Raw genomic sequence first — 23,226 nt, 5'->3', positions numbered from 1 at the left:
GCCCGCTCCACCGCGGGCAGGGTGTTGAGGTAGTAGACCTCCGCTTGTGTGAAACGACGTTTCATGATGTCCCCCTCATGGTATGGAACCGTTCAGCTTCGTTTTCGATTCGTTGCGATGCCTTCATTGTATTTTCGTCGTTTCACGGTTCACTGCCATTTGGCACGAAACAAGGAATTCTGGCATGAAACAACATGTTCCATATCGTTCAGGCGGGGTTTCTTGAACGGTTTTCGAGTTTCAGGCACGCGCGGACCGTGGCTTCAGGGTGTTCCCTTAAGGGTGGCGAAGCGCGGTGAAACACTTTAGACTTAGGAGCAATTATCAACATATTCCAGAAAACAAGGAGGTGAATGTGCCGGTAGGTAGCACATCCAACGCTGGGAAAACCGGTCGCGGTCCCATTATCGAGGTTAAAAACCTACGCAAGGAATATCCAGTGCTCGATGAGACCGTCGTAGCACTGGAACGTGTCAATCTCGCCATTCCGCAAGGGCAGATCTGCTGTATCTATGGCGAGTCCGGATCCGGTAAATCCACCCTGCTCAATCAGCTTGCCGGCATGGAAAAACCAACTAAAGGTGGTGTACGTATCACAGGTGTGCCCATCAGCAGGCTTGACGAACGGCAGCTGGCCGAATTCAGGCAGAAGCACCTTGGCTTCGTGTTCCAGTCGTACAATCTGCTGCCCAATCTCAATGCCATCGAGAATGTGGCCATGCCACTGATGTTCCGAGGCGTGCCGAAGCGTAAACGCGAGACGATCGCGCGTGCCATGCTCAAGCGGGTCGGCCTTGGCAAACGCATGAACCATTATCCGACCCAGATGTCTGGCGGTCAGCAGCAGCGCGTCGGCATCGCCCGCGCTTTCGTGACACGTCCGCAAGTGGTATTCGCCGACGAGCCGACCGGCAATCTCGATTCCAAAACCAAAACCGAAGTGATGGATATGATTTGCTCGTTCGCACGCGATTTCAACCAGACCATCGTGCTCGTCACACATGACGACAATATGGCGCAATACGCCGATCGCATCGTCACACTTCTTGACGGCCGCATCATCGGCGACCGGCTTACGTAACATTCATGACAACGCATATCGACAACTATGACGACAACAGAAGGGCCTTCCATGGGCAACAACACAAGAATCGCAACACTGCTCAACGGGGCAATCTCACTATTGGCGGTGGTCGCCATCACGTTGGTATGCATTGTGCCGACGGCGTTCGCCGAAGATGGTGCCAATACTTCCGATGCTCCGGGTGCGGGAGCGGACAACAGTGTTGAGCAGATTGCTGGGCCGGTGCCGAACATCATTATCACCAATTTCACCTATGGCGACGGGTCGGTGGCGGTCGGCAGCACCTTCAACCTCGGTTTCACCTTCCAAAACATGGGCAAAGTGGCGGTGAGCAACATGGTGGTCACCGTGGACGGCGGTGAGAATTTTGCCATCTCCGGCGGTACGAACACGTTCTACTACGATGCACTGAATGCGGGAGCTGCGTTGACGCAGACCGTGCCGATGCAGACACTGGCCAGTGCGAAAAACGGCGCGCAGGGCATCGACATCAGCTTCAAATACGAGTATGTGGACGGTGCCGCACGCAGCTCCAACACTTCCGACATCAAAATTTCCGTACCCGTTTCGCAGCCTGATCGTTTTGAATTGAACGATCCAGTGGTGCCCAATATCGTCAACGCGGGTGAGGAAACTACTATCACCATGGATTACGTGAACAAGGGCAAGGGCGACGTTTCCAATGTCGAGGCGAGCGTTGAAGGCGACGGTATCACCGCCACGCAGGCCAAGCAGTACGTCGGCAATGTGGCGTCCGGCGCGTCCGGCTCCATTGGATTCGCATTCACTGCGGACAAGCCCGGCGAAACCGAAGCGAAACTGACGGTGACGTATGAGAATTCCGATGGACAGCCGCAGACCAAGGAATTTCCGGTGAAAATCAATGCCGTTGAAGCTCCTGTTCCGGATGATTCCGATACGGATGTTGACGTCCAGGATCAGAGCATGCCGGTCTGGGTGTGGATAGTGGCGGCGGCCGTTGCACTCGTCGTGATTGTACTGACGGTCGTATTGGTGGTCCGTCACCGCCGTAAGAAGGCAAAGCAGGCGGCCGATGATGACGATTGGGATTGGGAGCCTGCCGATCTTGGAGCCGATAAGCAGGGTAAATCTACTGCCATGGCTGCCGATGCGCCGACGCAGGTAATCGCCACGGCAGGTGGCACATCGGCCGCCTCCGTATCCGCAACGTCATCTTCCACTCCATCCGTCAAGGAGTAGGCATGCGATTTTCGGATATCGCACATACTTGCGCGCAGAATTTGCTGCGGCGCAAATCGCGTACGATTTTGACGGTGCTCGGCGTGATCGTCGGCTGCTGCTCCATCGTCCTGATGATTTCGATTGGACAAGGCATCAGCGAGCAGAATGAGCAGATGCTCAAGAGCATGGGCAATCTCAACGACATTACCGTCACAGCTGCCGGCGGCTCGGGCGCGTACGACAGCTCTGGCGTCGGTATGTCGAGTTTGTCTTCGTCGGACATGACATCATCGGATCAGCAGGCCAAGCTTGACGATGCTGCGGTACAGACGTTCCGTGGCATTTCAGGCGTCGCAGCCGTGATGCCACAGCGGTCGGCGCAGAGCACCGTGGATCTCACTGCGGGAGCCGGATCCCGATACGTGGCTCAATATGCTTCTGTGATGGGTACGGATATGACCCAGCTTGAAGCATCGGGATACAAGCTCGTTCAAGGGCGTATGCCGAGGCGTGCCGGAGAAGTATTGCTCGGCAAATACGCGGCATACCAGTTTATGGATAAGTATCGTTCCGATGATGACTCCAGGCGTATCGCTCCCGGTGATTATGAGTGCGATGAGAACGGTTGCAAGGAGAGCGGGGGGAGAAGCCGTTCTTCGACGTACTGACCACGAAACTCAATTTGATTACCGGAGCCGATTATCAAAGCCCTGACGATTACCGCAAAATAGGCAGCACTTCGATGAGTTCCACCGATTCAGGCGACGGCGATGGTACTGCCAGTTCGCAGAATCCTGTGGTTTCCATGCCTCTCACCGTGGTTGGTGTGTTGGACGCTGCAACCAATAATTACGATGCATTCAGCTCCGGTGTAGTCATGTCGCTGGAGGATATGGACACATTGCAGGCCAAAATCGACGGCAAAACCAATACCACCAGCCGGACCAAAACAAACTACGACCAAGTGGTGGTGCACGCTCAAAATATCAAGGATGTGCCGGGTATCGAAGCGCAGATCAAAATGTCTGGCTACCAAACCACGTCCTTCGAACAGACCCGCAAGGAGATTGAAAAGCAGAGTCGTGGCATCCAGCTCGCATTGGGAGGCATTGGCGCGGTGTCATTCCTGGTGGCGGCCATCGGCATCGCCAACACCATGATTATGTCCGTGTCGGAACGCACTCGGGAAATCGGCATTATGAAGGCGCTCGGCTGCTATGTGAAGGATATTCGCACGATGTTCCTATGTGAAGCAGGTGCCATCGGTCTGGTCGGTGGACTTATCGCCTGTCTGATTTCCGCCTTGGGGTCGCTGAGCATCAATCTGCTGTCGTTTGGTGGATTCAGTATGGAAAACGTAGGCAAAGCGATTATGGGCGGTGACGACGTGAGCCGAATCTCCGTGATTCCATGGTGGCTGTTTGTCGTGGCCGTGCTGTTTTCAATTCTGGTGGGCATACTCGCCGGTTTGGGGCCAGCTAATAAGGCTGTGAAGATTCCTGCGTTGGACGCCATCAAGAACGAGCAATAGCGATTGCGATTGACAATAATGCCTATGGTCGGCCATGTGCTGTTCAGCGTGGGCCGGCATTTCGCGATTGTTCAACGTTCCCTGTCGATTTTTGACGGTGCCGGCTAGTTGCGTGATTAACGGGCCAAGACGCGGCGAATGCGATCAGCCACCGCTTCCACAGTCAGCCCGTAACGTTCGTCAAGCTCGGCAAGGGGCACACGATCGGTGAATTCCTTCGTCGCACCGAAATTCAACACATGAACGCCGGAAGCCTTCGGATTGGCGGAATTCGCGTAATAGGCGGTCACCTTCTCGCCCCAGCCGCCTTCCAGCTGGCCATCCTCCAGGGTGACCACCACACGATGACCGTCGGCGAGCACATCTAACAGCTCGCCATCCATCGTGGAATACTGCAATGCGTTGATAAGCGTCGCATCAATGCCATCGCAGGTATCGAGCGTGCCTGCCACTTCGGCGGCAAGCGGCATCGTGTTGCTCAAGCCGATAATCGCCACGTCCCGTCCCGGACGTACGACTTGATAACGCCTGAAAGGACAATCGCCAGTACTGTCAACGGACGTTTCGTGCGCGGCGGCACGTTCAGCCGGATCAAACGCCATATCGGCGGATCGCTCCAATGCAAGAATCTGCTCGCCGGGCATACGAATCGCCACCACACCATGATCGGACGGGCCGGTGGCCCACGCAAGCATGTCCAGCATCTGCTCGCCACTGGTCGGCGCGAGGCACGTCACGTCAGGCATATTAGCGAACATCGTCATATCGAACGTACCGGAATGTGTATTGTCCGCGCCGGAAAGACCTGCACCGAAAATCAGTAGCGTCGCCGGAACATGGTTCAACGCCAATTCCTGCTGCAGCTGGTCGTAGATGCGCTGGAAGAACGTGGCTGAAGTGGCCAGAACCGGTCGGCCGCCGGCCTTCGCGATGCCCGCCGCGAAAGCGGCCGCATGCTCCTCGGTGATGCCGGTGTCCACGTAATGCGCGCCCGCGCGCTCGCGGAAATCCCGGGTGATGCCGTTCGAACCGGGCGTAGCGGGGGAAACCACCACCAATCCCGGCTCCTGCGCGAAGCGTGGTTCCAAGGAAGCCATGGCCATCTGGCCATAGTATTTGCGTGCGTCGAGCGGCTTGCCCAGCGCGCTGTCCGGATCCTGCCAATGGTTCGCCTCGCACTGTCCGGCGTGCGGCTGCGGATTCGTCTGATTGCAGCCGTCCGAGCCGTTCTCCGTTACAGTTCCATCGTCGAAGCCCAATCCCTTGGTGGTGTGGATGTGCAGCACGACGGGATGGTCGATGTCCTTCAGATCTTCGAGCGCGTCGACGAGCGCGTCCACGTCGTTGCCTTGCTCCACATACCGGTAGTCAAGGCCGAAAGCTTTGAACAGGTTCAGTTCCGCCGTGCCGCCCGAAGCCCGCAGCCGTGCGAGATTGCCGTACATGCCGCCGAAATCCTCGGCGATCGACATTTCATTGTCGTTGACGACGATGATGAGATTCCCGCCTTGCTCGGCCGCGTTGTTCAGCCCTTCGAAGGCGATCGCCGAGCTCAGCGAACCGTCACCGATGATGGCGACCACATTGCCGATGGAGCTTGTTCCCGTCGCCGCCTTCTGCATGTCGCGGGTTTTGGCAAGACCGCAGGCGAGGGAGATGGATGTGCCGGTGTGTCCCAGCACGAAGGAATCATGTTCGCTTTCTTCGGGATTGGTGAAACCGGTCACCTCGCCGAAACGCGATTCGTCCAAGTACGCTTCGGCACGGCCGGTAAGCATCTTGTGCACATAGCTTTGATGGGAGACGTCGAAGATGAAACGATCGTGCGGCGAATCGAATACGCGATGCAACGCCACGGTGAGCTCCACCACGCCGAGATTGGAGCCGATGTGGCCTCCATGCTTTCTGCCGTATTCCAGCAGCGTGGAGCGGATTTCCGCGCACAGGTCGTGCAACCGTTGTGGGGGAAGGGCATGCACATCCGCCGGAGTATGAATCGAACCCAGTATGCCAGCGGTCATTATGCGCAACTGTCCTTCCCTGAACCTTATCTTCTTACCGCGGAAAATCGTATCCCACCGTATGCCCTTGCGGGGTGTTCGCGGGCAAATGACCGCAAAGTCTACCCAACTGCGGCACAATGGGAGAAGTCATCCGACATCGCGAATCGCTGAAAACCGCAAAGGAGCGCAACCATGAAAGCCGTATATGCAGCAGGGACCGATTATGCGGATCCGTTGTCGAAACTCAGGGTGGGGGAGCTCGAAGAGCCCCAAAGCAAGCCGTTTTGGAGCAATATACGCGTTGCTTCGACGAGTGTGAACCATCATGACATCTGGAGTCTGCAAGGCGTGGGGCTTTCCGCGGACCAGACGCCGATGGTTCTCGGCACCGATGCCGCCGGCGTGCTCGAAGAGGATATTCCTGTTCGCAAAGGGCTGAAAGCCGGTTCCGAAGTGGTGCTTTACACCTTTATCGGCACCGATGGGGCGGGCGTCATGCCGGGGGAGCGCCGCACCATCCTGTCCGAAAAATACGCGGGCACCATGGCCGAGATCACCCAGGTGCCCAGCGCCAACGTGTTCGCCAAACCGGCCAACCTGAGTCTTGACGAGGCTGCGACGCTCGGCACCAGCTGGCTGACCGCCTACTCGCTCCTGTTCACATCCGCCAACGTGAAACCGGGTGACACGGTGCTTATCCAGGGTGCCGGCGGAGGCGTTTCCACCGCGGCCATCCAGCTTGCCCATGCCGCCGGGCTGGAAGTGTTCGTCACCTCCCGAAGCGAGAGGAAACGCGACCTTGCCGTCTCCATCGGAGCCGACGCGGCCTTCGAAACCGGAGCAAGGCTGCCCCGCAAGGTCGACGCCGTCATCGAATCCGTTGGCGCGGCCACGTGGAGCCATTCCGTCAAATCCGTGCGTCCCGGCGGCACCATCGCCATCTGCGGAGCGACCACGGGAGACCAACCCGGAGCCGAACTGACCCGCATATTCTTCCAGGACATCCGTGTGCAGGGCAACACCATGGGCTCCCGCGAGGATTTCGCACGACTGCTCAGATTCGTGGAACACGCCGACCTGCATCCCGTCATCGACTCCGCATACGCGCTCGCCGACGCTCCGAAGGCGTTCAGGAGAGTGTCCGAAGGCGACGTTTTCGGGAAGGTCGTGCTGCACATCGAGCCAAGTAAGTAAAGTAAGCGGTGTTCTGGAACACGTTGTCTACGTATATCTTCGGAGGTTCTTGATGGCAGATAACAAGCCTGAAGTCGCGGTGATCATGGGATCGGCGAGCGATTGGGAAACCATGAAGCACGCATGCGAGATGCTCGACCAGTTCGAGGTGCCGTATATGAAGCAGGTGATCTCCGCGCACCGCACACCGGAACTGATGGGCGAGTTCGCGCATAACGCCCGTGCCAACGGCCTGAAGGTCATCATCGCCGGCGCAGGTGGAGCGGCCCATCTGCCGGGCATGGTGGCGGCGCAGACCACACTGCCGGTCATCGGTGTGCCGGTGCGCTCCCACGCCCTGTCCGGCTGGGATTCGCTGCTGTCCATCGTGCAGATGCCGGGCGGCATTCCGGTGGCCACCACAGCCGTGGGCAATTCGGGGGCAACCAATGCCGGCCTGCTCGCGGTGAGCATCCTGAGCACCACCGACGAGCGTTTGGCCAAGGCGCTGCAGGATTATCGTGACTCCCTGAAGGAAAAGGTGGCTGAATCCAATGCCCAGCTTGTCTGAGGAAACCAACGGACGCATCGAGCGTCTGATGCCCGGAGCCACCATCGGCATCATCGGCGGCGGCCAGCTGGGTCGCATGATGGCCCTGTCGGCCCGCTATATGGGATTCCGCATCGGCGTGCTCGACCCCACTCCCGACTGTCCGACCGCACAGGTGGCGGATTTCCAGGTGACCGCTGAATACGACGACATCACCGCCATCCGCGAATTGGCCGAGAAATCCGACGTGCTCACCTACGAGTTCGAGAACGTGGACGCGGACGCCATCGACCAGGTACGTTCCCTCGCGGCGGCCCCGCAGGGCACCGATCTGCTGCGTGTCACCCAGGACCGCGTCAACGAGAAGCGGTTCATCAACGACCATGGCACGCCTACCGCGCCATGGAAGGCGGTCAACAGCGTAGAGGAGCTCGATGCGGCCCTCGACGAGATCCATTACCCGGCAGTGCTCAAAACCCGTTCCGGCGGCTATGATGGCCACGGCCAGACCGTGCTCAGGTCCGATGCCGACTTGGAGAAGATACGCGCCCGCGCCGACCGCGGCGGTGGCTTCCCTCCGAGCATTCTGGAAGGGTTCGTCGATTTCGCGTTCGAAGCGAGCATCCTCGTCGCCGGCAACGGCAAGGACTACGTGACCTTCCCCATCGTGCGCAACGAGCATCGCAACAATATCCTGCATATGACCATCGCGCCGGCTGAAGTGGACGAGAGCGTTGCCAAGGAAGCGCACGAGCTGGCGCTGCGACTGGCCAAAGGCTTCGAACTGGCCGGTATTCTGGCCATCGAACTGTTCATCACCAAAGACAACAAGGTGATCGTCAACGAATTGGCTCCGCGACCGCACAATTCCGGCCATTACACCATTGAGGCGTGCTCGTTCGACCAGTTCGACGCGCATATCCGAGGCATCGCCGGCTGGCCGCTCGAACAGCCGCAGCTGCTCAAACCCGCCGTCATGGTCAACGTGCTCGGACAGCATGTCGCTCCGACGCGCGCGCTCATCGCCGACCATCCCGAATGGAATGTGCACGACTATTGCAAGGCCGAAGTGCGCCACGACCGCAAGATGGGCCACATCACCGTGCTGACCGACGACACCGCCCAAACCGTGGCCGACCTTGAGGCCACCGGTTGCTGGGACGACTTGAAGAAAGCCTGACATCGCAAGCAATGAGTGAACATATCGTGCGGCAGACCCGCCAGAAGGACGCCATCCGCGACGTGCTGAACGGCTGCGACGAATTCATTTCCGCGCAGGAGCTGCACCGCAAGCTGGAGGACCGTGGCGAGCATATCGGCCTTGCCACGGTGTACCGGCAGCTCAACGCTCTGGCCGAGGCGGGCCGTGCTGACACGGTTCGCCTCGATGGCCAGCAGCTGTTCCGTCTGTGCGGCGATGACGGACACCACCATCACCTCGTCTGCACCGGCTGCGGCAAGACCGTGGAGATCGAATCGCCCTCGGAAAGCTGGCTGAAAGGCATTTCCGACAAATACGGTTTTACTATCGAACGACATACGCTGGAAGTGTTCGGATTGTGTGAGGACTGCCGGAAGTCGGACAAGTGACGGCCTTATGCCGTATTTTACGGGCGATTCGCATCGCCGCCGGCGCAACGCAATCGCATAAATCGTAAAGAAAAACAGGCCGACGTTGTCTTTTCCAGACGCATATATGACAATAGGGCATTGCAAACAAGCTAAGTGGGGTTATGCGTGACCAAAGCAACAACGAAAAACGAGCCGATTGAGGAGCTCAGCATCGCTACTGTGGATCTGACGACCAAAAAGACGGGCAAGGAATTCCCAGGATGGCTTTACGGCGTGCTGTTCGTCCTGTTCGACGCGGTGGGCGTCGCTGCATTGCAGATCGGCGTGAGCGAGTCCGCGACGCGTGTGCAGCTGTCGAACAACATGTGGCTCACTGGCTGGGGATTCGTCGGCAAGATGTTCACCAGCGCCAATTTCGTGGCGGTGCTGAACCTCATCCTATGGGGCGTCCTGTATGTCATTCTGCTGATGCTCACCAACCGTTTCTGGGTGGCTACGCCGATTTTTCTGGCGGTGACGTTCATCGTCGCCGTGATCGAGCATTTCAAGGTCTCGATACGATACGAGGCGATCCTGCCAAGTGATCTGAACTTTCTCAAGGCCGACGCCGGCAATCTGATGAGTTTCATGCCGTCTGGCGCGCAATGGACCATTCTGATAGCGATGGCGGCGTTCGCCGCATTCGTGGCGCTGTTCGTCTTCCTGAACCGTCTTGACGCGCGTCATGGCAGGCTGTTCCGCGGCTCCGACAAGCAATCCCGTTCCGTGAACGCGGTCGCAAGACTGCTGCTGATCCTGCTTCCCGGCCTGTTCTTCACGCTGTATTCGATGCAGGTGAGCACCGTCGGTTCATGGGCCAAGGGTTTCGCCACCATCATGGGGGACAAGCCCTCCATGTGGGATTCCGTATACGACGCCCAGCGCAACGGGCCGCTGGTGGCATTCACCCGTCAGCTCAACCCGAAAGTCATGGTCAAGCCGGACAACTATTCCGAAGAGACCATGAAACAGGTGGCGGCCCGCTATGAGAAGGCCGCGAAGAAGATCAACGCGAAACGTTCCGCGAACATGACCGACAGTACCGTCATCTACGTGCTGTCTGAATCCTTCTCCGACCCGTCCCGCGTGCCGGGGCTCAAAGTCAACAAGGATTCCATGCCGAACATCCGCAAGATCAAGCAGAACACCACGTCCGGCCTGATGCTGTCCTCCGGATACGGCGGCGGCACCGCCAATCTGGAATACATGGGACTGTCCGGCCTGAGCATGGCAAATTTCGATTCCTCCCTGACCAGCCCGTACCAGCAGCTGGTGCCGAGCGAGCATTGGACGCCGACCATCAACCAGATGTGGGGCGCGTCCAAGAACTCCATCGGACTGCACCCGTACGAGTCGTCCATGTATTCGCGCGCCACCAACTACAAGAAGTTCGGCTTCTCGCATTTCTACACACTGACCGGGCCGGACGTCATCTCGCATCAGGACAAGATCGACGATTCGCCGTACGTCTCCGACGAGGCCACCTATCAAAGCACGCTGGAGGAAGTCAGGAAAACCAAGTCGAACCAGTTCCTGCAGGTCATCACCATGCAGAACCACATGCCCTACCACGACTGGTACAAGCACAACGACTTCAAAGCGTCCTCCACCACGGGAAAGCCGTTGAAGGACGATGAGAAGGAATCCATCGAAACCTATCAGAAGGGCGCGTCCCTGACGGATGAGGCGACCGCCGGATTCCTCAGCGAACTCGACAAGCTCGACAAGCCGGTCACCGTGGTCTTCTACGGCGACCATCTGCCCGGCATCTACTCCTCGGCATCCGCGGATGACGACAACTCGCTGGCCCTGCACCAGACGGACTACTTCATCTGGTCCAACAAGGCCTCCGGCACACAAGGCAACAAGATCGACAACGCCGAATACTCGTCACCGAACTTCTTCGTGGCACAGGCGGCCGAACATATGGACGCCAAAGTCTCCCCGTATCTGGCGTTCCTCACCGAAATGCATTCCAAGATCTCCGCCATGGAGCCGCCGGTCGTGAACAACATCCAAGGTTGGGACCGCATCCCTGAAGGGCAGAACATCTATCTGGACTCCAAAGGCAAGCCCATGGCCGAAGGCGATTTCGACACCGAGACCAAGCAGTTGCTGGCCGATTATCGGCTCATCCAATACGACATCACCACGGGGAAGAATTACCTGAAAAACACCTCGTTCATGACCCTGCCGTAACGAGGACGGCGCGCCTTCCGCACGGCATGACACTCGACGTACCTTTGTACGCCTTCGTGTCGTGCCGCGCGGAATTTGTGCGTTCGAGAATACGCTAAGGGGCTTGTTCCGAATCATGGAACAAGCCCCTTAAACGTTCACGGCGCCAGCAAGACGCGTTCACATCACATCATGCGTTCAAAGCCTTGAAACCGATGTCGTGACGGTAGAACATTCCCGTCGTGTCGAGCTTGTCGATGATGCCGTAAACTTTGTCCTGCGCGGTCTTGATATCGGCCGCGGAGGTCTCCACGAAAAGCACGCGGCCGGAGTCTGCCACCAAGCCATGTTCGCCGCGCGTCACACCGGCATAGTAGACGTGGGAATCATCGTCGACCTTGATTTCAGGAATCGCGGCACCCTTGACCACATTGGTCGGATAGCCGTCGGACGCGAGCACCACGCCAAGGGTGGCATTGTCCTCATCCCAAGTGAATTCCGGGGTCTCGTCGTTCAGAATGGCGTTGATGCCGGCGCCAAGGTCGGAAGTGAGCTTCGGCAGCACCACTTCAGTCTCCGGGTCGCCGAAACGCGCGTTGAATTCGATGACCTTCGGACCGTCCGCGGTGGCGATGAGACCCGCGTACAGGATGCCGGTGAACGGCGTGCCCTCGTCGGCCATGGCCTGCACCGTCGGCTTCACGATGGTTTCGATGGCGGTGTCGATGACATCCTGGCCAATCTGGGGGACAGGGCTGTAGGCGCCCATGCCGCCGGTGTTTGGTCCCTTGTCGCCATCGTAGGCGCGCTTGTGGTCCTGGGAGATCGGCATCGGCCAGAAATCGGTGCCGTTCACGAAGCTCATCAGGGAGAATTCCTGTCCTTCAAGGAAATCCTCGATGACCACCTTCGCGCCCGCGTTGCCGAAGCGATGATCCACGAAGATGTCCTCAAGGGCTTCGATGGCGGTCTTCTCGTCCATCGCCACGGTCACGCCCTTGCCTGCGGCCAATCCGTCGGCCTTGATGACGATCGGCGCGCCATGCTCACGCACATAAGCGGTGGAACGCTCCAAATCGTCGAACGTCTGATATTTCGCGGTTGGAATGCCGTGACGCTCCATGAGCTGCTTGGCGAAGTCCTTGGAACCTTCGATCTGCGCGGCGGCCTTGTTCGGGCCGAAAGCCTTGATGCCGGCGGCGGCGAAATCGTCGACGATGCCTTCGATGAGCGGCACCTCGGGTCCGACGAACACCCAATCGTATCCATTGTTCTTCACGAAATCGATGAGTGCGGCATGGTTGGACGGGTTGAGCTGCGTGGTACGGATGCCGTCAAGCTCCATGCCCGGATTGCCCGGGGCCACGGTGACTTCGCTGACGCTGCCGCCACGCATGAGCGCGTGGGCGATGGCGTGTTCACGCGCGCCGGAACCAATGACCAGAACCTTCATTTTTCCTCCTGTAACATCCCTTGCGGGAAAGCCTTGAAAAGCCAAAGAAATAATCGGGGGTGGCCGTTCCGGTCACCCCCCGTATGTTCGTCTATCGCAGTTCCACGTCCTCGTCGGTCTTCTTGACGATACCGCCCAGCACGTAGCCGGCCTCGCCATTGGCCTTGAGCAGTTCCATGGTCTTGTCGGCGTCCTCGGCGCTGACCGCCAGCACCATGCCGATGCCCATGTTGAAGATGTTGAACATTTCCATATGATCGATCTCGCCGGCCTTCTCCAGCACGTCGAAGATCGGCAGAACCGGCCAAGAGCCGAGATTGATGCGCGCGGCCAGGCCGTCGGGGATCATACGCGGAATGTTCTCGATGAAGCCGCCGCCGGTGATGTGCGCGACGCCCTTGACCACGCCGGCCTTGAACAGCGGGGACAGCGTCTTGACGTAGATCTTGGTGGGGGTAAGCAGCACGTCGCCGAGCTTCTCGCCGCCAAGCTCATCCAGCTGGGTGTCGACGGTGTAGCCGGCCTGCTCGAACAAGGCCTTGCGCACCAGAGAGAAGCCATTGGAATGCACTCCGGTGGAGGGAAGACCGATTAGCACGTCGCCGTCGACGATCGTGGAACCGTCGACGATGGCGGACTTTTCAGCCACACCCACGGCGAAACCGGCCAGATCGTACTCGTCCTCGTCGTACATGCCCGGCATCTCGGCGGTCTCGCCGCCGATCAGGCCGCAATCGGCCTGCACGCAACCGTCCGCCACACCGGACACGACCTGCTCAAGCAGTGCCGGATCGTTCTTGCCGCAGGCGATGTAATCCAAGAAGAACAGCGGTTCGGCGCCCTGGGCCGCGATGTCGTTGACGCACATGGCCACGCAATCGATGCCGATGGTGTCATGCTTGTCCGCCATCTTGGCGACGACCAGCTTGGTGCCCACGCCATCGGTGCCGGAAATCAGCACCGGTTCCTTGTAGCCCAGGGAAGCGAGATCGAACAGGCCGCCGAAACCGCCGATGCCGCCGACCACGCCCGGACGGTTGGTGCGCGCCACATGCGACTTGATGCGCTTGACGACTTCGTAACCGGCTTCAACGCTCACGCCGGCTTCTTCATATGCTTTTGGCATATCAAACCTTTCTCGGGTCTCAGTGTTCTTCTTGGGATGAAGTGGTGGTGTACTCGTTGCCTTCGTACTTGCTCTTGTACAGGGCGAATTCAGGCAACCGGACGCGGTCCTCCGGAGTCAGGGACTTCAGGAAGTCGGCTTCGTAATCATCCAAGGCGGTCGGATAATCACCATTGAAATAAGCCACGCAGAGGCCGCCATACGGTGCGTCCGCGCCTAGACCGATCGATTCGACCAAACCGTCGAGCGAGAGGAACGCAAGCGAATCCGCTCCGATGTAATCGCGGATCTCGTCGACGGACATCTTGGCTGCGATGAGTTCCTTGGTGGTGGAGATGTCGATGCCGTAGAAGCACGGGTATTTCAGTGGTGGGGAGCTGATGCGCATATGCACTTCGGCGGCTCCGGCCTCCTTGAGCATCTGCACGATGCGCTTCGAGGTGGTGCCGCGCACGATGGAATCGTCGATGACGACCACGCGCTTGCCTTTGACCACGCCGCGCACTGCGGACAGCTTCATGCGCACGCCCTGCTCGCGCAGCTCCTGCGTGGGCTGGATGAAGGTGCGCGCCACGTACTGGTTCTTGATCAGGCCCATTTCGTTCGGCAGGCCGGCCTCTTCGGAGTATCCGGATGCCGCAGACAGGGAGGAGTTCGGCACGGCGATGACCATGTCGGCGTCGACGGGGGATTCCTGGGCCAGTCGCGCTCCCATGCGCTTGCGGGCGGAATGCACGTTCACGCCATAGATATTGGAGTCGGGGCGTGCGAAGTAGATGAATTCCATCGAGCAGATGGCCAACTGGGTCTGGTCGGTGTAGCGGTCGATGTGGTAGCCGTCATCGTCCACGACGACGATCTCGCCGGGGCGGATGTCTCGCACCAGTTCGGCGCCGACGGTGTCGAGCGCGCAGGTTTCGGAAGCGAGCACATAGGCTCCGTTGGTCATCCTGCCGAGGGACAGCGGACGGAAACCGTTCGGGTCGAGCGCGCCGATCATGGCATGCTCGGTCATGATCAGATAGGCGAAGCCGCCGTGCACGGTGTTGAGCGCTTCCTTGAGCTTGTCCATGAACGTGGGCTTGCTGGAGCGGCGGATGAGGTGCATCAGCACTTCGGTGTCGGAATTCGAATGGAAAATCGCGCCTTCGTCCTCCAGCTTGCGGCGCAGGGAGGGGCAGTTGGTCAGGTTGCCGTTGTGGCATAGGGCCATGTCGCCGTCATGGAAGCGGAAGATGAACGGCTGGATGTTGTCGGTGCCGCCGGAACCGGCGGTGGCGTAACGCACATGGCCGATCGCCTTGTCTCCTTTCAGGCGTTCGATTTCCCGTTCGTCGCTGAACACCTGGGTCAACAGACCCGTTCCGCGATGACCGATGAGATGACCATTATCGTTGGAGACAATGCCGGCACCCTCCTGACCGCGATGCTGCAACGCGTGTAGACCGAAGTAGGTGAGTCGGGCGGCGTCCGAGTGGCCCCAAACGCCGAAAATACCGCATTCCTCGTGGATGTCTTCGAGTTCAGCTGACAAGCCAAAGCTCCTTCCAAAACCATGGAGACAAGGGGTTCGCTACCGTCCAACCCTACCAACGGGAGGCTACAAGCGAAGCGTCGCGGGGCGTCCTCCGCTCATGTCTGCACGCGTGGAAACGGACACGTATTCGAACGGCTGTTCGAATGTTCTGATATGATGGAAATGTCGAATCGCGAATCATGGTCATTGGCGTACGAAACGCGTCGATGCGGACCGTTGTGTGGAAGGGGCGTCATGGTCGAACGGACATATATGGCAATCGATCTGAAATCCTTCTACGCCTCGTCGGAATGCGTCGAGCATGGATTCCCTCCGTTGTCCACGCATCTGGTGGTGGCGGACCAGTCGCGCACCGACAAAACCATCTGCCTTGCCGTCTCTCCGTCGCTGAAGGAGTACGGGCTTCCAGGGCGCGCCCGCCTGTTCGAGGTCAAAGAGAAGCTGAAAGAGGTCAATGCGGCGCGCAAGGCGGTCGCCCCAGGTGGAGTCCTGAGAGGCGAGTCGTATGACGCGAAGGCGCTCGCCGCTGATCCGAATCTGGCGGCGGGAGTGTTCATCGCCAAACCGCGCATGTCGCATTATCTGGCGATGAGCGCGAAGATCTATGGAATCTATCTGCGGTACGTGTCGGCTGAGGATATCCATGTGTATTCGGTGGACGAGGTGTTCATGGACGTCACTGGGTATCTGCGCGCTTACGGCAAAAGCGTGGAGGAGATGGCGCGCGACATCATCCGTGACATCCACTCCCAGACGGGCATCACCGCCACCGCGGGCATCGGTACGAACATGTACCTGGCCAAGGTGGCCATGGACATCGTGGCCAAACATATCCGTGCCGGGGAGGACGGCAGTCGCATCGCACGGCTTGATGAGATGTCGTATCGGAGGCTGTTGTGGAACCATCGGCCGCTGACGGATTTCTGGCGTGTGGGTCGGGGATACGCGCGGAAGCTCGAGGCGCAGGGCCTGCTGACCATGGGGGATATCGCGCGCTGCTCCATCGGCAGGGCCGACGAATACTACAACGAGGATCTGCTGTACCGGATGTTCGGTGTGAACGCCGAACTGCTCATCGACCACGCGTGGGGGTGGGAGCCATGCACCATCGCGGATATCAAAGCATACAAGCCGGCCGGACACAGCATGAGCTCCGGGCAGGTGCTGACGAAGCCTGTCGATTTCGACGCCGCTCGTCTGATTGCGCGCGAAATGGCGGATACGTTGTCGCTGGATCTGGTGGCGAAGGGCGTGAAGGCGGGCCGGGTGGGATTGATGGTCGGCTATGATACGGCAAGCCTCGATCCGAAGAGGCTTGGCAAGGATGGAGCCAGGTGGAAGACGGTCGCAGAACACGCCGCGGCGACATATGACGGTCCGGTCTCTCTTGACAGATATGGCCGGCGTGTGCCCAAGCCGGCTTCGGGGTCGATCGCATTGCCTGAACCGACTTCGGCGACGTCGCGTATCTGCGAAGCCGTGGATGGTCTGTTCCGCTCGATCGTCGATGGGCGACTGCTGGTCCGCCGTTTGAACGTGGTCGCCGCTGATCTGCTGACTGCCGACCGGCTGGACGATCATCGGTCCGAAGGTTCCGGATACGTCCAACCTGATTTGTTCGAGACTTTGGGCGATCCATCCGAGAACATCGCTCCCGACGGTGGGCCCATATCGGAAGCGGAGCGGTCGGGGCGGCCGAAAGACGGGGAAATCGAACTCCAGATGCAACGGACGCTGCTCGACATCAAACGCAAATTCGGCAGAAACTCCATCATCAAAGCCATGGATATGTTCGATGATGCGACTGGACAGCAGCGCAACCATCAGATCGGAGGCCATGCGGAATGAGCCTCACCGAAACGCATCGCTACGATGACATTATCGATTTGCCGCACCACCGTTCGAAAACGCATGCGCATATGAGCGTGCGCAACCGTGCGGCCCAGTTCATGCCGTTCGCCGCCTTGACCGGCTATGACGACATCATCAAACAGACCGCCGAATCCAACAATGAGGCCGTGGAATACGCCAACGCTCCTGTCGATCTCGCCGACGGCTATCTTCCTGCTTGATGGACTCGTGCCCCTCTTCCAGTAAGGGGTTGAGAAATTCCGGTGCCAACTGAATCTCCTCAAAGTGAGGCCGCGGATAATAGGCGTACAGCGTCGCTGCCGCCATCGCGCAGCCATAAGAGAAAGAGAAGATCATGGCCTCCAATGATGGATCGCGGCCAGAACCGCAGAAGTCTTTTGACGGACAGTCCACCGAAATCATAAGCTCGCAGAGCATGGGGGACGTTGCGAAACCAGAGAATCCGACTAAGCCCATATCTCCGGCGTCATCGTCCGCCGGGCCCGTGTCGGATGCTTCTGCGGAGACGTCCCAGGAATCCACCGCCCAACTGCATGCCCCGAATGCCTACGCGGACTGGAACGCCTTGAAGGAAAGGCCTACGACGACGATGCCGCAGGCTGAACGGTCGACAATTGCCAGTGGCGGGTCGATGCCGGATTCGACGGAATCGACGCAACAGCCGTCGGCCTATGTTCCCCAGGCGGCCGCATCCCAGGAATCCGCTCCGCCGGAACCTGAAACGAGGAAGCCGATAATCGCGCTCATCCTTGCCATCCTGTATCTGCTGATCTCACTGATCAATGACGGAAGCACGTCGGTGGCTTTCATCATCGCGTTCGCCGTTCTTCCGGCCGTGTTCTGCGTCCTGGCCTTTCTGGACACCGTCAAGGCTCCCAAGAGCAGGAAGCGCATCATCACCTATATCGCCATCGGCGTGACGGTAGTGAGCGTCGTGGTCTTCGGAGGCAAGATGGTTGCCTACAAGTCGCATCAGAAAGCCGATCATGCGGCCCGCATGGCAGAATCGTGCCAATCCATCGAATGGCCGGATAGCGGTCTCGCACAGAAGCTCCCCGCGCCGGAAGTGCTGAAGGGCGAAGTGTACGATACTTCCAACTCGGTGTCGATAACACTTTGCAAAGCCACGAAATCCATGCTTGACAAGTACGTCGAGGCGGCGAAGAAGGCCGGATTCGCTGTCGACTATTACAAATCCTCGGATTCATACAGGGCGAAGGACTCCGAAGGGAATGAAATATCCTTGTGGTATTCCGAGGATTCGGAAGACGGAAACACCTTGAGGATCCATATCAGCGGTCCGCAGCAGGATGAGGAATCCGATTCCACTGATTCTTCCGAAAAGGACGAGCAGCAGGAGAAGCAGCAGGACGAAAAAGACACGCAGAGCCAGCAATCGCAGCAGAACGAGCAGTCCCAGCAGCAATCCGAGCAGAAGGATTCGTCCCAGGTCGATCCGAACTTCAAGGCCACAATGGACAGCTATGAGAAGTTCTTCGACCAGTACGTCGACTTCATGAAAAAATACAAGGATTCGAATTACTCCGCTGACATGCTCGCCGATTACACGAAGATGATGCAGCAGTACAGCGACACCATGACCAAGATGGATTCCATCGACCAAAGCACGTTGAGCTCCGCGGACGATGCGTATTATCTCGAGGTGCTCGGCCGCATCACCCAGAAACTGGCATCGGTGCAGTAGCCGACGTTCGGATTGGGCAGGGTTCCGTGGCGCGGATGCGCGTTGCGGAATCCTTCCTTGGATGGGCGTCGAATATCAGAAGGAGTTGGATATGGAGGATTACCGGTACGGTTCGGACGAGACGAAGGTGCTGTCGGATAGTGACGTCCGCCGATGCGGGGATCCCAGCAGCCAAATAGGTCGTGAATTGCTGCTCACCAATCAGAACATCGTGTATACGTGGGAGATCCGCAAGCTTATTGGACATGGAGCCCGGCAGAGTGATACGTATCCGCTCTCGCATTTGAAGATGGTTGACGGAGTGGCACAGGCGAAATACACGGAGGAGACTTACAGCGCGAAGCTCGACCTGTTCTTCATCGGCGGCACCGTGTCGTTCGAATTCCGCAAGGATTCCAAGGATTCCAGCAAAAGGGCGGTCGCGCAATGGCTTGACGCCATCAGCCGGCAATTGACGGGGCGTCCTTCCGAGGAGGCGGCGAAGCTGCGTAAGACCATCTTCGGCGTGGAGATGTTCGCGGGCGCGTTGAAAGGAACCATCGACTCCTTCACCAAGACGTTCTCCGGACGGGACTTGGATGATGGTTCCGCGAAAACCGTGACATCAAAATGCGTTGGCTGCAGGGCGCCGCTCACCGGCAGACAGGGCGCGAATGTGCGGTGTCGTTATTGCGATACCGGGCAGACGCTGCAGTAGACGGTGATTTGCGGGAAGCATGTCGAAAGGCATGGCATTGGCGAATGAGGAAGGTTAGGATATGGGTATTTTGCGGGCGATCGGCGGAGCGGTCGGCGGAACCTTCGCCGACCAGTGGAAGGACATCATCACGGCCGGCCCATTCGATGGGCATACTGCCGTGGCGCCAGGAATCATGCGTAATACGGACAACGGCAGAGGCTCCAATGGGCGCGGCTCGGAAGGCGTCATCACCAACGGCTCGAAGATCTACGTGCCGGAAAACACGGCTGCGTTCATCTTCAGCCAATCGGGCATCGAGAACATCATCGCCCAGCCGGGCGGTTACGAATACCATGATGGCCAGGACAGCGTGTTCGATGGTGATGGCATCGGCAGCGCGCTGTTCAAGCAGCTGGGCGAACGTATCGGATTCGGTGGCATCAGTCCCGACTATAAGAAAATCGAATTCGTCAATCTTCGTGAGATTCGTGACATCAAATTCGGCACGCGTGGGCCCCTCATGTACAACGACCTGTTCTACGGCACTGATTTGGAAATCTACGCGTACGGTTCGTTCAGCGTCCAGATTGGCGATCCTGTGAGATTCGTGCGCAACTTCGTGCCGGCGAACGTCATGTCATACTCTTTCGACGATCCGCAGGCGCGCTCGCAGATTCTGGCGGAGTTTCTGCAGTCGTTTACGGTGGCGTTGAATGCGTTGTCGACGCAGTATAGGATCTCACAGCTGCCGGCTCAGGCGAACGATATTGCGGTCAAGGTTGCGAACGACGGGCAGAATGCGGGTACGTGGCCGGCGCGTTTCGGCTTCAACATCGTGAAAATCGGCATTGAGAACATCGAGTTCTCTCCGGAATCGCGCGCTTTGGTGCAGAAGTACTCCGCCAACAAGATGGATTTGAAGGCGTACGAGGACGTGTCGCAGCATGCGTCAAATGTGGCGGCGCAACAGAAGATCGCGCATGGCGTGGAGGAGCATGGATTCGGTGACGCAGGCGCGATGATGTTCGGCGCCGCGTTCGCGCAGGGTGTGAATCCTGTGACCGGTGCGCAGTCCAATGCCGCGATTGCGGAGCAGCCGGCGTCTCGGCAGCCGTCGGGCGTTCCGGAAGCGTCGCCCATGTCGGTCGACGAGCAGTTGGAAGCGGTCAAGAAACTCAAGGAGCTGCTTGACGCCGGGGTGTTGACCCAGGACGAGTTCGACTCCAAAAAGAAGCAGATTCTTGGACTGTGAGATCCTGTGGCTCGCTATCTGTCAGGATCTCCATGTCGACGTGAGGTTGTGGATTTGATTATGCATCGCGTATGCTGTATGGCGACATAGGGAATATCAAGGGGGAGGATTATGTCTAGACGTTCTGGAAAAAGTTCTATGAGGAATCCAATGGGTGGCATGGGCGCCAAGATGAAGGTGATTGCGATCATTGTTGCCATTGCGGTACTTATGGGGATGGGAGCCGTCGGATACCGTAAGATAGACGGAATCCTCAATCCGAAGAAGGTTGAGCCGGAAATCACCACCACCATCGTTTCTCGTCAGTTGCAGACGATGCAGGATCTGACCACCGCCAAGGAGAACGATTATGGATTTGAGAATTTCTCCGAAGGAAACATCGCCCATGTGAACAAGAAGAAGTTCACGATGTTCTACAGCTATGAGATTCGTGCCGGTGTCGATCTGGCTAAGGCGGATATCAAGGTGGATGATACGAATCGCATAATTTCGATTACTCTGCCCAAGGCGGATCTGCAATCCGTATCGGTGGATCCCGACTCGTTGCGCTTCTTTGACGCGGAGAGCTCGTTGTTCAATGGCAATGAGGTAACGGATACGGCCGAAGCGTTGAAGCATGCCAAGAAGTCGGCATCTGACAAAGCGTCCAAGAGCAAGCTTCTGCAGGAGGCGGACAAGCAGACCAAGCAAATCGTGGAGAAGGCGTATTCGCCAATCGCCAAAGCGGATGGATATGAGGTCCGTGTCCAGCTTTCGAACAAGTGAGTGATAAGCGTTTTTTACCGTTGAAAGAGGTATTCGATGACTGAATATGATGTTCCCTCTCCGATTCTTGATTCGCGTGAGAAGAAACGCCTTGACAAAGTGACGCGTGACTACGAGAGGATGCTTGAACCTGGGCCTGTGCAAAAAGCGGGCAATGCGATTGCCAGAGTTATTCCCGATCGGGTCAAGTCTTTTGCCGATACCATGGGTGTTGCCGTTTCCCAAGCGGAGCTATACAAACGGATTATGGAATATGTGGTCAAAGCATATGCGAAGCTTGAAGAGCAGGCTGCGAAATACACCATCGACGAGGATGGCGTCTGCGAGCGGTTGAACAAAGTCCATACGGATGGCAAGATTCTTTCAATGGGTGAAGTATGCCTCATGAGGGAATATGACATTGCCAAAGCCGTTGACGATGTCAAGAATTGGAATTTGGGATTTGCGGCAGTGGAAGGTGGCGCAACGGGTGCGGTTGGTCTGGTCGGATTGGTTCCGAATCTGGCGGCCAGCACGTTTCTGTATTTCCGTGCGGTGCAGAACATAGCCATGATGTACGGATATGACGTTCGTAATGACTCCGAAGAGATGGAAATCGCATCAGCTGTCTTGATGAACGCGATGAGTCCGGGGTTTGTTGGTTCCGGTGAGCTTTCGACGATGATCGGGAAGATCATGGTTGCCGGAGAAATGGCGGCAGTCAGGCAAGCGGCTAAAAAGAGTTGGACGGCAATGGCCCAGTGTGCCGGTCTGCCATTGCTTATGGCGCAGATGAGGACGCTTGCCAACAATGCCGCGAAAAAGGCTGTGCAAAACGCCGGACGGAAGACGCTTGAAAAGACGGTGTATACCAATGTGCTTGAACAGATAGGGCGGAAACTTACATTGAAGACCGCGCAACGGGCGGTACCCGTCATCGGAGGTGTGATTGGAGCCGGCCTTGATGCCTATCAGATGAGCATCATTCTTGATTATGCCGAGAAGTTCTATCGTAAGCGTTTCCTTGTGGAGAAAGAGGAACGCATTATTCAGCTGACATCCAATGGCGTCGCTGAAACTGTTGACGTGTCGGTTGAAGACCAATGAGGTACGATTCCGTTCTTGACTGATTTTTTCTGCATACGTTCCGTGGTCATTGAGTACGCCGGTGATATCAATTTGCCATGCTTGGCCATTTTTGGATATCAGGGGAGAGGTGCCACGCGTAAGCGATATAGTTCACGTCGGGGTGGTTGTGCAGGGGAGTATCTAGACAGAAATGCCCACGGCATTGCGCATCCTCGAACATGTTTATGCAGATATTGCTTCAATGTCTAATTATTTTATGCTTACGAGTATAATACTCATGAGTATTAAACGAAAACCGTTGTTGCACCTCTATATAGCGGATTCGAAACGGTAGGGGAGTTCGAGTCCCAGATTCTTTTCAAATATTCGATGATCAATTATCGACGTACCAAGCAAAGGCCCATAACGCGACGAGGGGTGTGTTCGGAATCAGACG

Annotated in this window: 19 protein-coding genes and 1 pseudogene; 16 read left to right on the top strand and 4 right to left on the bottom strand. The window is 57.8% G+C overall.

Features of this window, described 5'->3' with window-relative positions; all coding sequences use genetic code 11:
- The 4 genes and pseudogenes from ACR0P8_RS04960 to ACR0P8_RS04945 form a co-directional block, all read left to right on the top strand.
- On the top strand, positions 1-188 hold a 188-nt coding region (locus ACR0P8_RS04960; protein ID WP_432624072.1), incomplete at its 5' end, for a hypothetical protein.
- A gap of 215 nt (positions 189-403) precedes the next feature.
- Positions 404-1,081, top strand: a complete 678-nt coding sequence (locus tag ACR0P8_RS04955) for an ABC transporter ATP-binding protein (RefSeq protein ID WP_033499084.1) — start codon at positions 404-406, stop codon at positions 1,079-1,081.
- A gap of 51 nt (positions 1,082-1,132) precedes the next feature.
- Positions 1,133-2,305, top strand: a complete 1,173-nt coding sequence (locus tag ACR0P8_RS04950) for a COG1361 S-layer family protein (RefSeq protein WP_070122189.1) — start codon at positions 1,133-1,135, stop codon at positions 2,303-2,305.
- 2 nt (positions 2,306-2,307) lie between these two features.
- Positions 2,308-3,818, top strand: a pseudogene (locus ACR0P8_RS04945) (ABC transporter permease).
- A gap of 116 nt (positions 3,819-3,934) precedes the next feature.
- On the opposite strand, the gene ACR0P8_RS04940 reads toward ACR0P8_RS04945, so the two are convergent.
- Positions 3,935-5,839 (bottom strand): 1-deoxy-D-xylulose-5-phosphate synthase, encoded by a 1,905-nt coding sequence (locus tag ACR0P8_RS04940; protein WP_432624071.1) that lies wholly within the window; start codon positions 5,837-5,839, stop codon positions 3,935-3,937.
- A gap of 174 nt (positions 5,840-6,013) precedes the next feature.
- Here ACR0P8_RS04940 and ACR0P8_RS04935 point away from each other — a divergent pair, with 174 nt between their 5' ends.
- From ACR0P8_RS04935 to ACR0P8_RS04915, 5 genes are all read left to right on the top strand, one after another.
- Positions 6,014-7,015, top strand: a complete 1,002-nt coding sequence (locus ACR0P8_RS04935) for a zinc-binding dehydrogenase (protein ID WP_432624070.1) — start codon at positions 6,014-6,016, stop codon at positions 7,013-7,015.
- 52 nt (positions 7,016-7,067) lie between these two features.
- Positions 7,068-7,565: a 5-(carboxyamino)imidazole ribonucleotide mutase gene (gene purE / locus ACR0P8_RS04930; RefSeq protein WP_003808571.1), complete on the top strand. Its 498-nt coding sequence runs from the start codon at positions 7,068-7,070 to the stop codon at positions 7,563-7,565.
- Positions 7,549-8,724 carry a 5-(carboxyamino)imidazole ribonucleotide synthase gene (gene purK, locus ACR0P8_RS04925; RefSeq protein WP_432624069.1) on the top strand — a complete coding sequence of 392 codons (1,176 nt, stop codon included), beginning with the start codon at positions 7,549-7,551 and terminating at the stop codon, positions 8,722-8,724. The genes purE and purK overlap by 17 nt, the downstream gene beginning before the upstream one ends.
- Positions 8,725-8,735: 11 nt before the next feature.
- Entirely contained in the window at positions 8,736-9,134 is a 399-nt protein-coding gene (locus tag ACR0P8_RS04920) for a Fur family transcriptional regulator (RefSeq protein ID WP_432624068.1), read from the top strand.
- Between the two features lie 147 nt (positions 9,135-9,281).
- A complete protein-coding gene (locus tag ACR0P8_RS04915) occupies positions 9,282-11,354 on the top strand; it encodes an LTA synthase family protein (protein WP_432624067.1) in 2,073 nt (690 codons plus the stop codon).
- A gap of 169 nt (positions 11,355-11,523) precedes the next feature.
- Here the strand turns inward: ACR0P8_RS04915 and purD are convergent, their stop codons facing one another.
- The 3 genes from purD to purF form a co-directional block, all read right to left on the bottom strand.
- The gene (gene purD, locus ACR0P8_RS04910; RefSeq protein ID WP_432624066.1) at positions 11,524-12,786 is read right to left on the bottom strand and encodes a phosphoribosylamine--glycine ligase; all 1,263 of its coding nucleotides are present in this window, start codon (positions 12,784-12,786) and stop codon (positions 11,524-11,526) included.
- 91 nt (positions 12,787-12,877) lie between these two features.
- Positions 12,878-13,912: a phosphoribosylformylglycinamidine cyclo-ligase gene (purM, locus tag ACR0P8_RS04905; protein WP_432624065.1), complete on the bottom strand. Its 1,035-nt coding sequence runs from the start codon at positions 13,910-13,912 to the stop codon at positions 12,878-12,880.
- A 19-nt stretch (positions 13,913-13,931) separates the two neighbouring features.
- Positions 13,932-15,446, bottom strand: a complete 1,515-nt coding sequence (gene purF, locus ACR0P8_RS04900; RefSeq protein ID WP_432624064.1) for an amidophosphoribosyltransferase — start codon at positions 15,444-15,446, stop codon at positions 13,932-13,934.
- 237 nt (positions 15,447-15,683) lie between these two features.
- On the opposite strand from purF, the gene ACR0P8_RS04895 reads away from it, so the two are divergent.
- From ACR0P8_RS04895 to ACR0P8_RS04865, 7 genes are all read left to right on the top strand, one after another.
- Positions 15,684-17,297 (top strand): type VI secretion protein ImpB, encoded by a 1,614-nt coding sequence (locus tag ACR0P8_RS04895; protein WP_432624063.1) that lies wholly within the window; start codon positions 15,684-15,686, stop codon positions 17,295-17,297.
- Entirely contained in the window at positions 17,294-17,521 is a 228-nt protein-coding gene (locus ACR0P8_RS04890; RefSeq protein ID WP_432624062.1) for a hypothetical protein, read from the top strand. Before ACR0P8_RS04895 ends, ACR0P8_RS04890 begins: the two co-directional genes overlap by 4 nt.
- 431 nt (positions 17,522-17,952) lie before the next feature.
- Positions 17,953-19,026 (top strand): DUF6591 domain-containing protein, encoded by a 1,074-nt coding sequence (locus ACR0P8_RS04885; RefSeq protein ID WP_432624061.1) that lies wholly within the window; start codon positions 17,953-17,955, stop codon positions 19,024-19,026.
- Positions 19,027-19,087: 61 nt separating this feature from the next.
- The gene (locus tag ACR0P8_RS04880; RefSeq protein ID WP_432624060.1) at positions 19,088-19,723 is read left to right on the top strand and encodes a hypothetical protein; all 636 of its coding nucleotides are present in this window, start codon (positions 19,088-19,090) and stop codon (positions 19,721-19,723) included.
- Between the two features lie 61 nt (positions 19,724-19,784).
- The gene (locus ACR0P8_RS04875) at positions 19,785-20,957 is read left to right on the top strand and encodes an SPFH domain-containing protein (RefSeq protein WP_432624059.1); all 1,173 of its coding nucleotides are present in this window, start codon (positions 19,785-19,787) and stop codon (positions 20,955-20,957) included.
- A 150-nt stretch (positions 20,958-21,107) separates the two neighbouring features.
- Positions 21,108-21,722 carry a DUF4230 domain-containing protein gene (locus ACR0P8_RS04870; RefSeq protein WP_432624058.1) on the top strand — a complete coding sequence of 205 codons (615 nt, stop codon included), beginning with the start codon at positions 21,108-21,110 and terminating at the stop codon, positions 21,720-21,722.
- A gap of 36 nt (positions 21,723-21,758) precedes the next feature.
- Positions 21,759-22,808 carry an EcsC family protein gene (locus ACR0P8_RS04865; protein ID WP_432624057.1) on the top strand — a complete coding sequence of 350 codons (1,050 nt, stop codon included), beginning with the start codon at positions 21,759-21,761 and terminating at the stop codon, positions 22,806-22,808.
- Positions 22,809-23,226: the final 418 nt, after the last annotated feature.

The organism is Bifidobacterium sp., assembly GCF_050874245.1.
Classification (GTDB): domain Bacteria; phylum Actinomycetota; class Actinomycetes; order Actinomycetales; family Bifidobacteriaceae; genus Bifidobacterium.
Note: the sequence above shows the minus strand (reverse complement) of the source record. Positions and strands in the feature narration are given on the sequence as shown.

Excerpts from the sequence above, each read along its gene's own strand:
- ACR0P8_RS04950 (WP_070122189.1), top strand. The coding sequence starts at position 1,133 with ATGGGCAACAACACAAGAATCGCAACACTGCTCAACGGGGCAATCTCA.
- ACR0P8_RS04940 (WP_432624071.1), bottom strand. The coding sequence starts at position 5,839 with ATGACCGCTGGCATACTGGGTTCGATTCATACTCCGGCGGATGTGCAT.
- ACR0P8_RS04935 (WP_432624070.1), top strand. The coding sequence starts at position 6,014 with ATGAAAGCCGTATATGCAGCAGGGACCGATTATGCGGATCCGTTGTCG.
- purE (WP_003808571.1), top strand. The coding sequence starts at position 7,068 with ATGGCAGATAACAAGCCTGAAGTCGCGGTGATCATGGGATCGGCGAGC.
- purK (WP_432624069.1), top strand. The coding sequence starts at position 7,549 with ATGCCCAGCTTGTCTGAGGAAACCAACGGACGCATCGAGCGTCTGATG.
- ACR0P8_RS04920 (WP_432624068.1), top strand. The coding sequence starts at position 8,736 with ATGAGTGAACATATCGTGCGGCAGACCCGCCAGAAGGACGCCATCCGC.
- purD (WP_432624066.1), bottom strand. The coding sequence starts at position 12,786 with ATGAAGGTTCTGGTCATTGGTTCCGGCGCGCGTGAACACGCCATCGCC.
- purM (WP_432624065.1), bottom strand. The coding sequence starts at position 13,912 with ATGCCAAAAGCATATGAAGAAGCCGGCGTGAGCGTTGAAGCCGGTTAC.
- ACR0P8_RS04895 (WP_432624063.1), top strand. The coding sequence starts at position 15,684 with ATGGTCGAACGGACATATATGGCAATCGATCTGAAATCCTTCTACGCC.
- ACR0P8_RS04890 (WP_432624062.1), top strand. The coding sequence starts at position 17,294 with ATGAGCCTCACCGAAACGCATCGCTACGATGACATTATCGATTTGCCG.
- ACR0P8_RS04885 (WP_432624061.1), top strand. The coding sequence starts at position 17,953 with ATGCCGGATTCGACGGAATCGACGCAACAGCCGTCGGCCTATGTTCCC.
- ACR0P8_RS04880 (WP_432624060.1), top strand. The coding sequence starts at position 19,088 with ATGGGCGTCGAATATCAGAAGGAGTTGGATATGGAGGATTACCGGTAC.
- ACR0P8_RS04875 (WP_432624059.1), top strand. The coding sequence starts at position 19,785 with ATGGGTATTTTGCGGGCGATCGGCGGAGCGGTCGGCGGAACCTTCGCC.
- ACR0P8_RS04870 (WP_432624058.1), top strand. The coding sequence starts at position 21,108 with ATGGGTGGCATGGGCGCCAAGATGAAGGTGATTGCGATCATTGTTGCC.
- ACR0P8_RS04865 (WP_432624057.1), top strand. The coding sequence starts at position 21,759 with ATGACTGAATATGATGTTCCCTCTCCGATTCTTGATTCGCGTGAGAAG.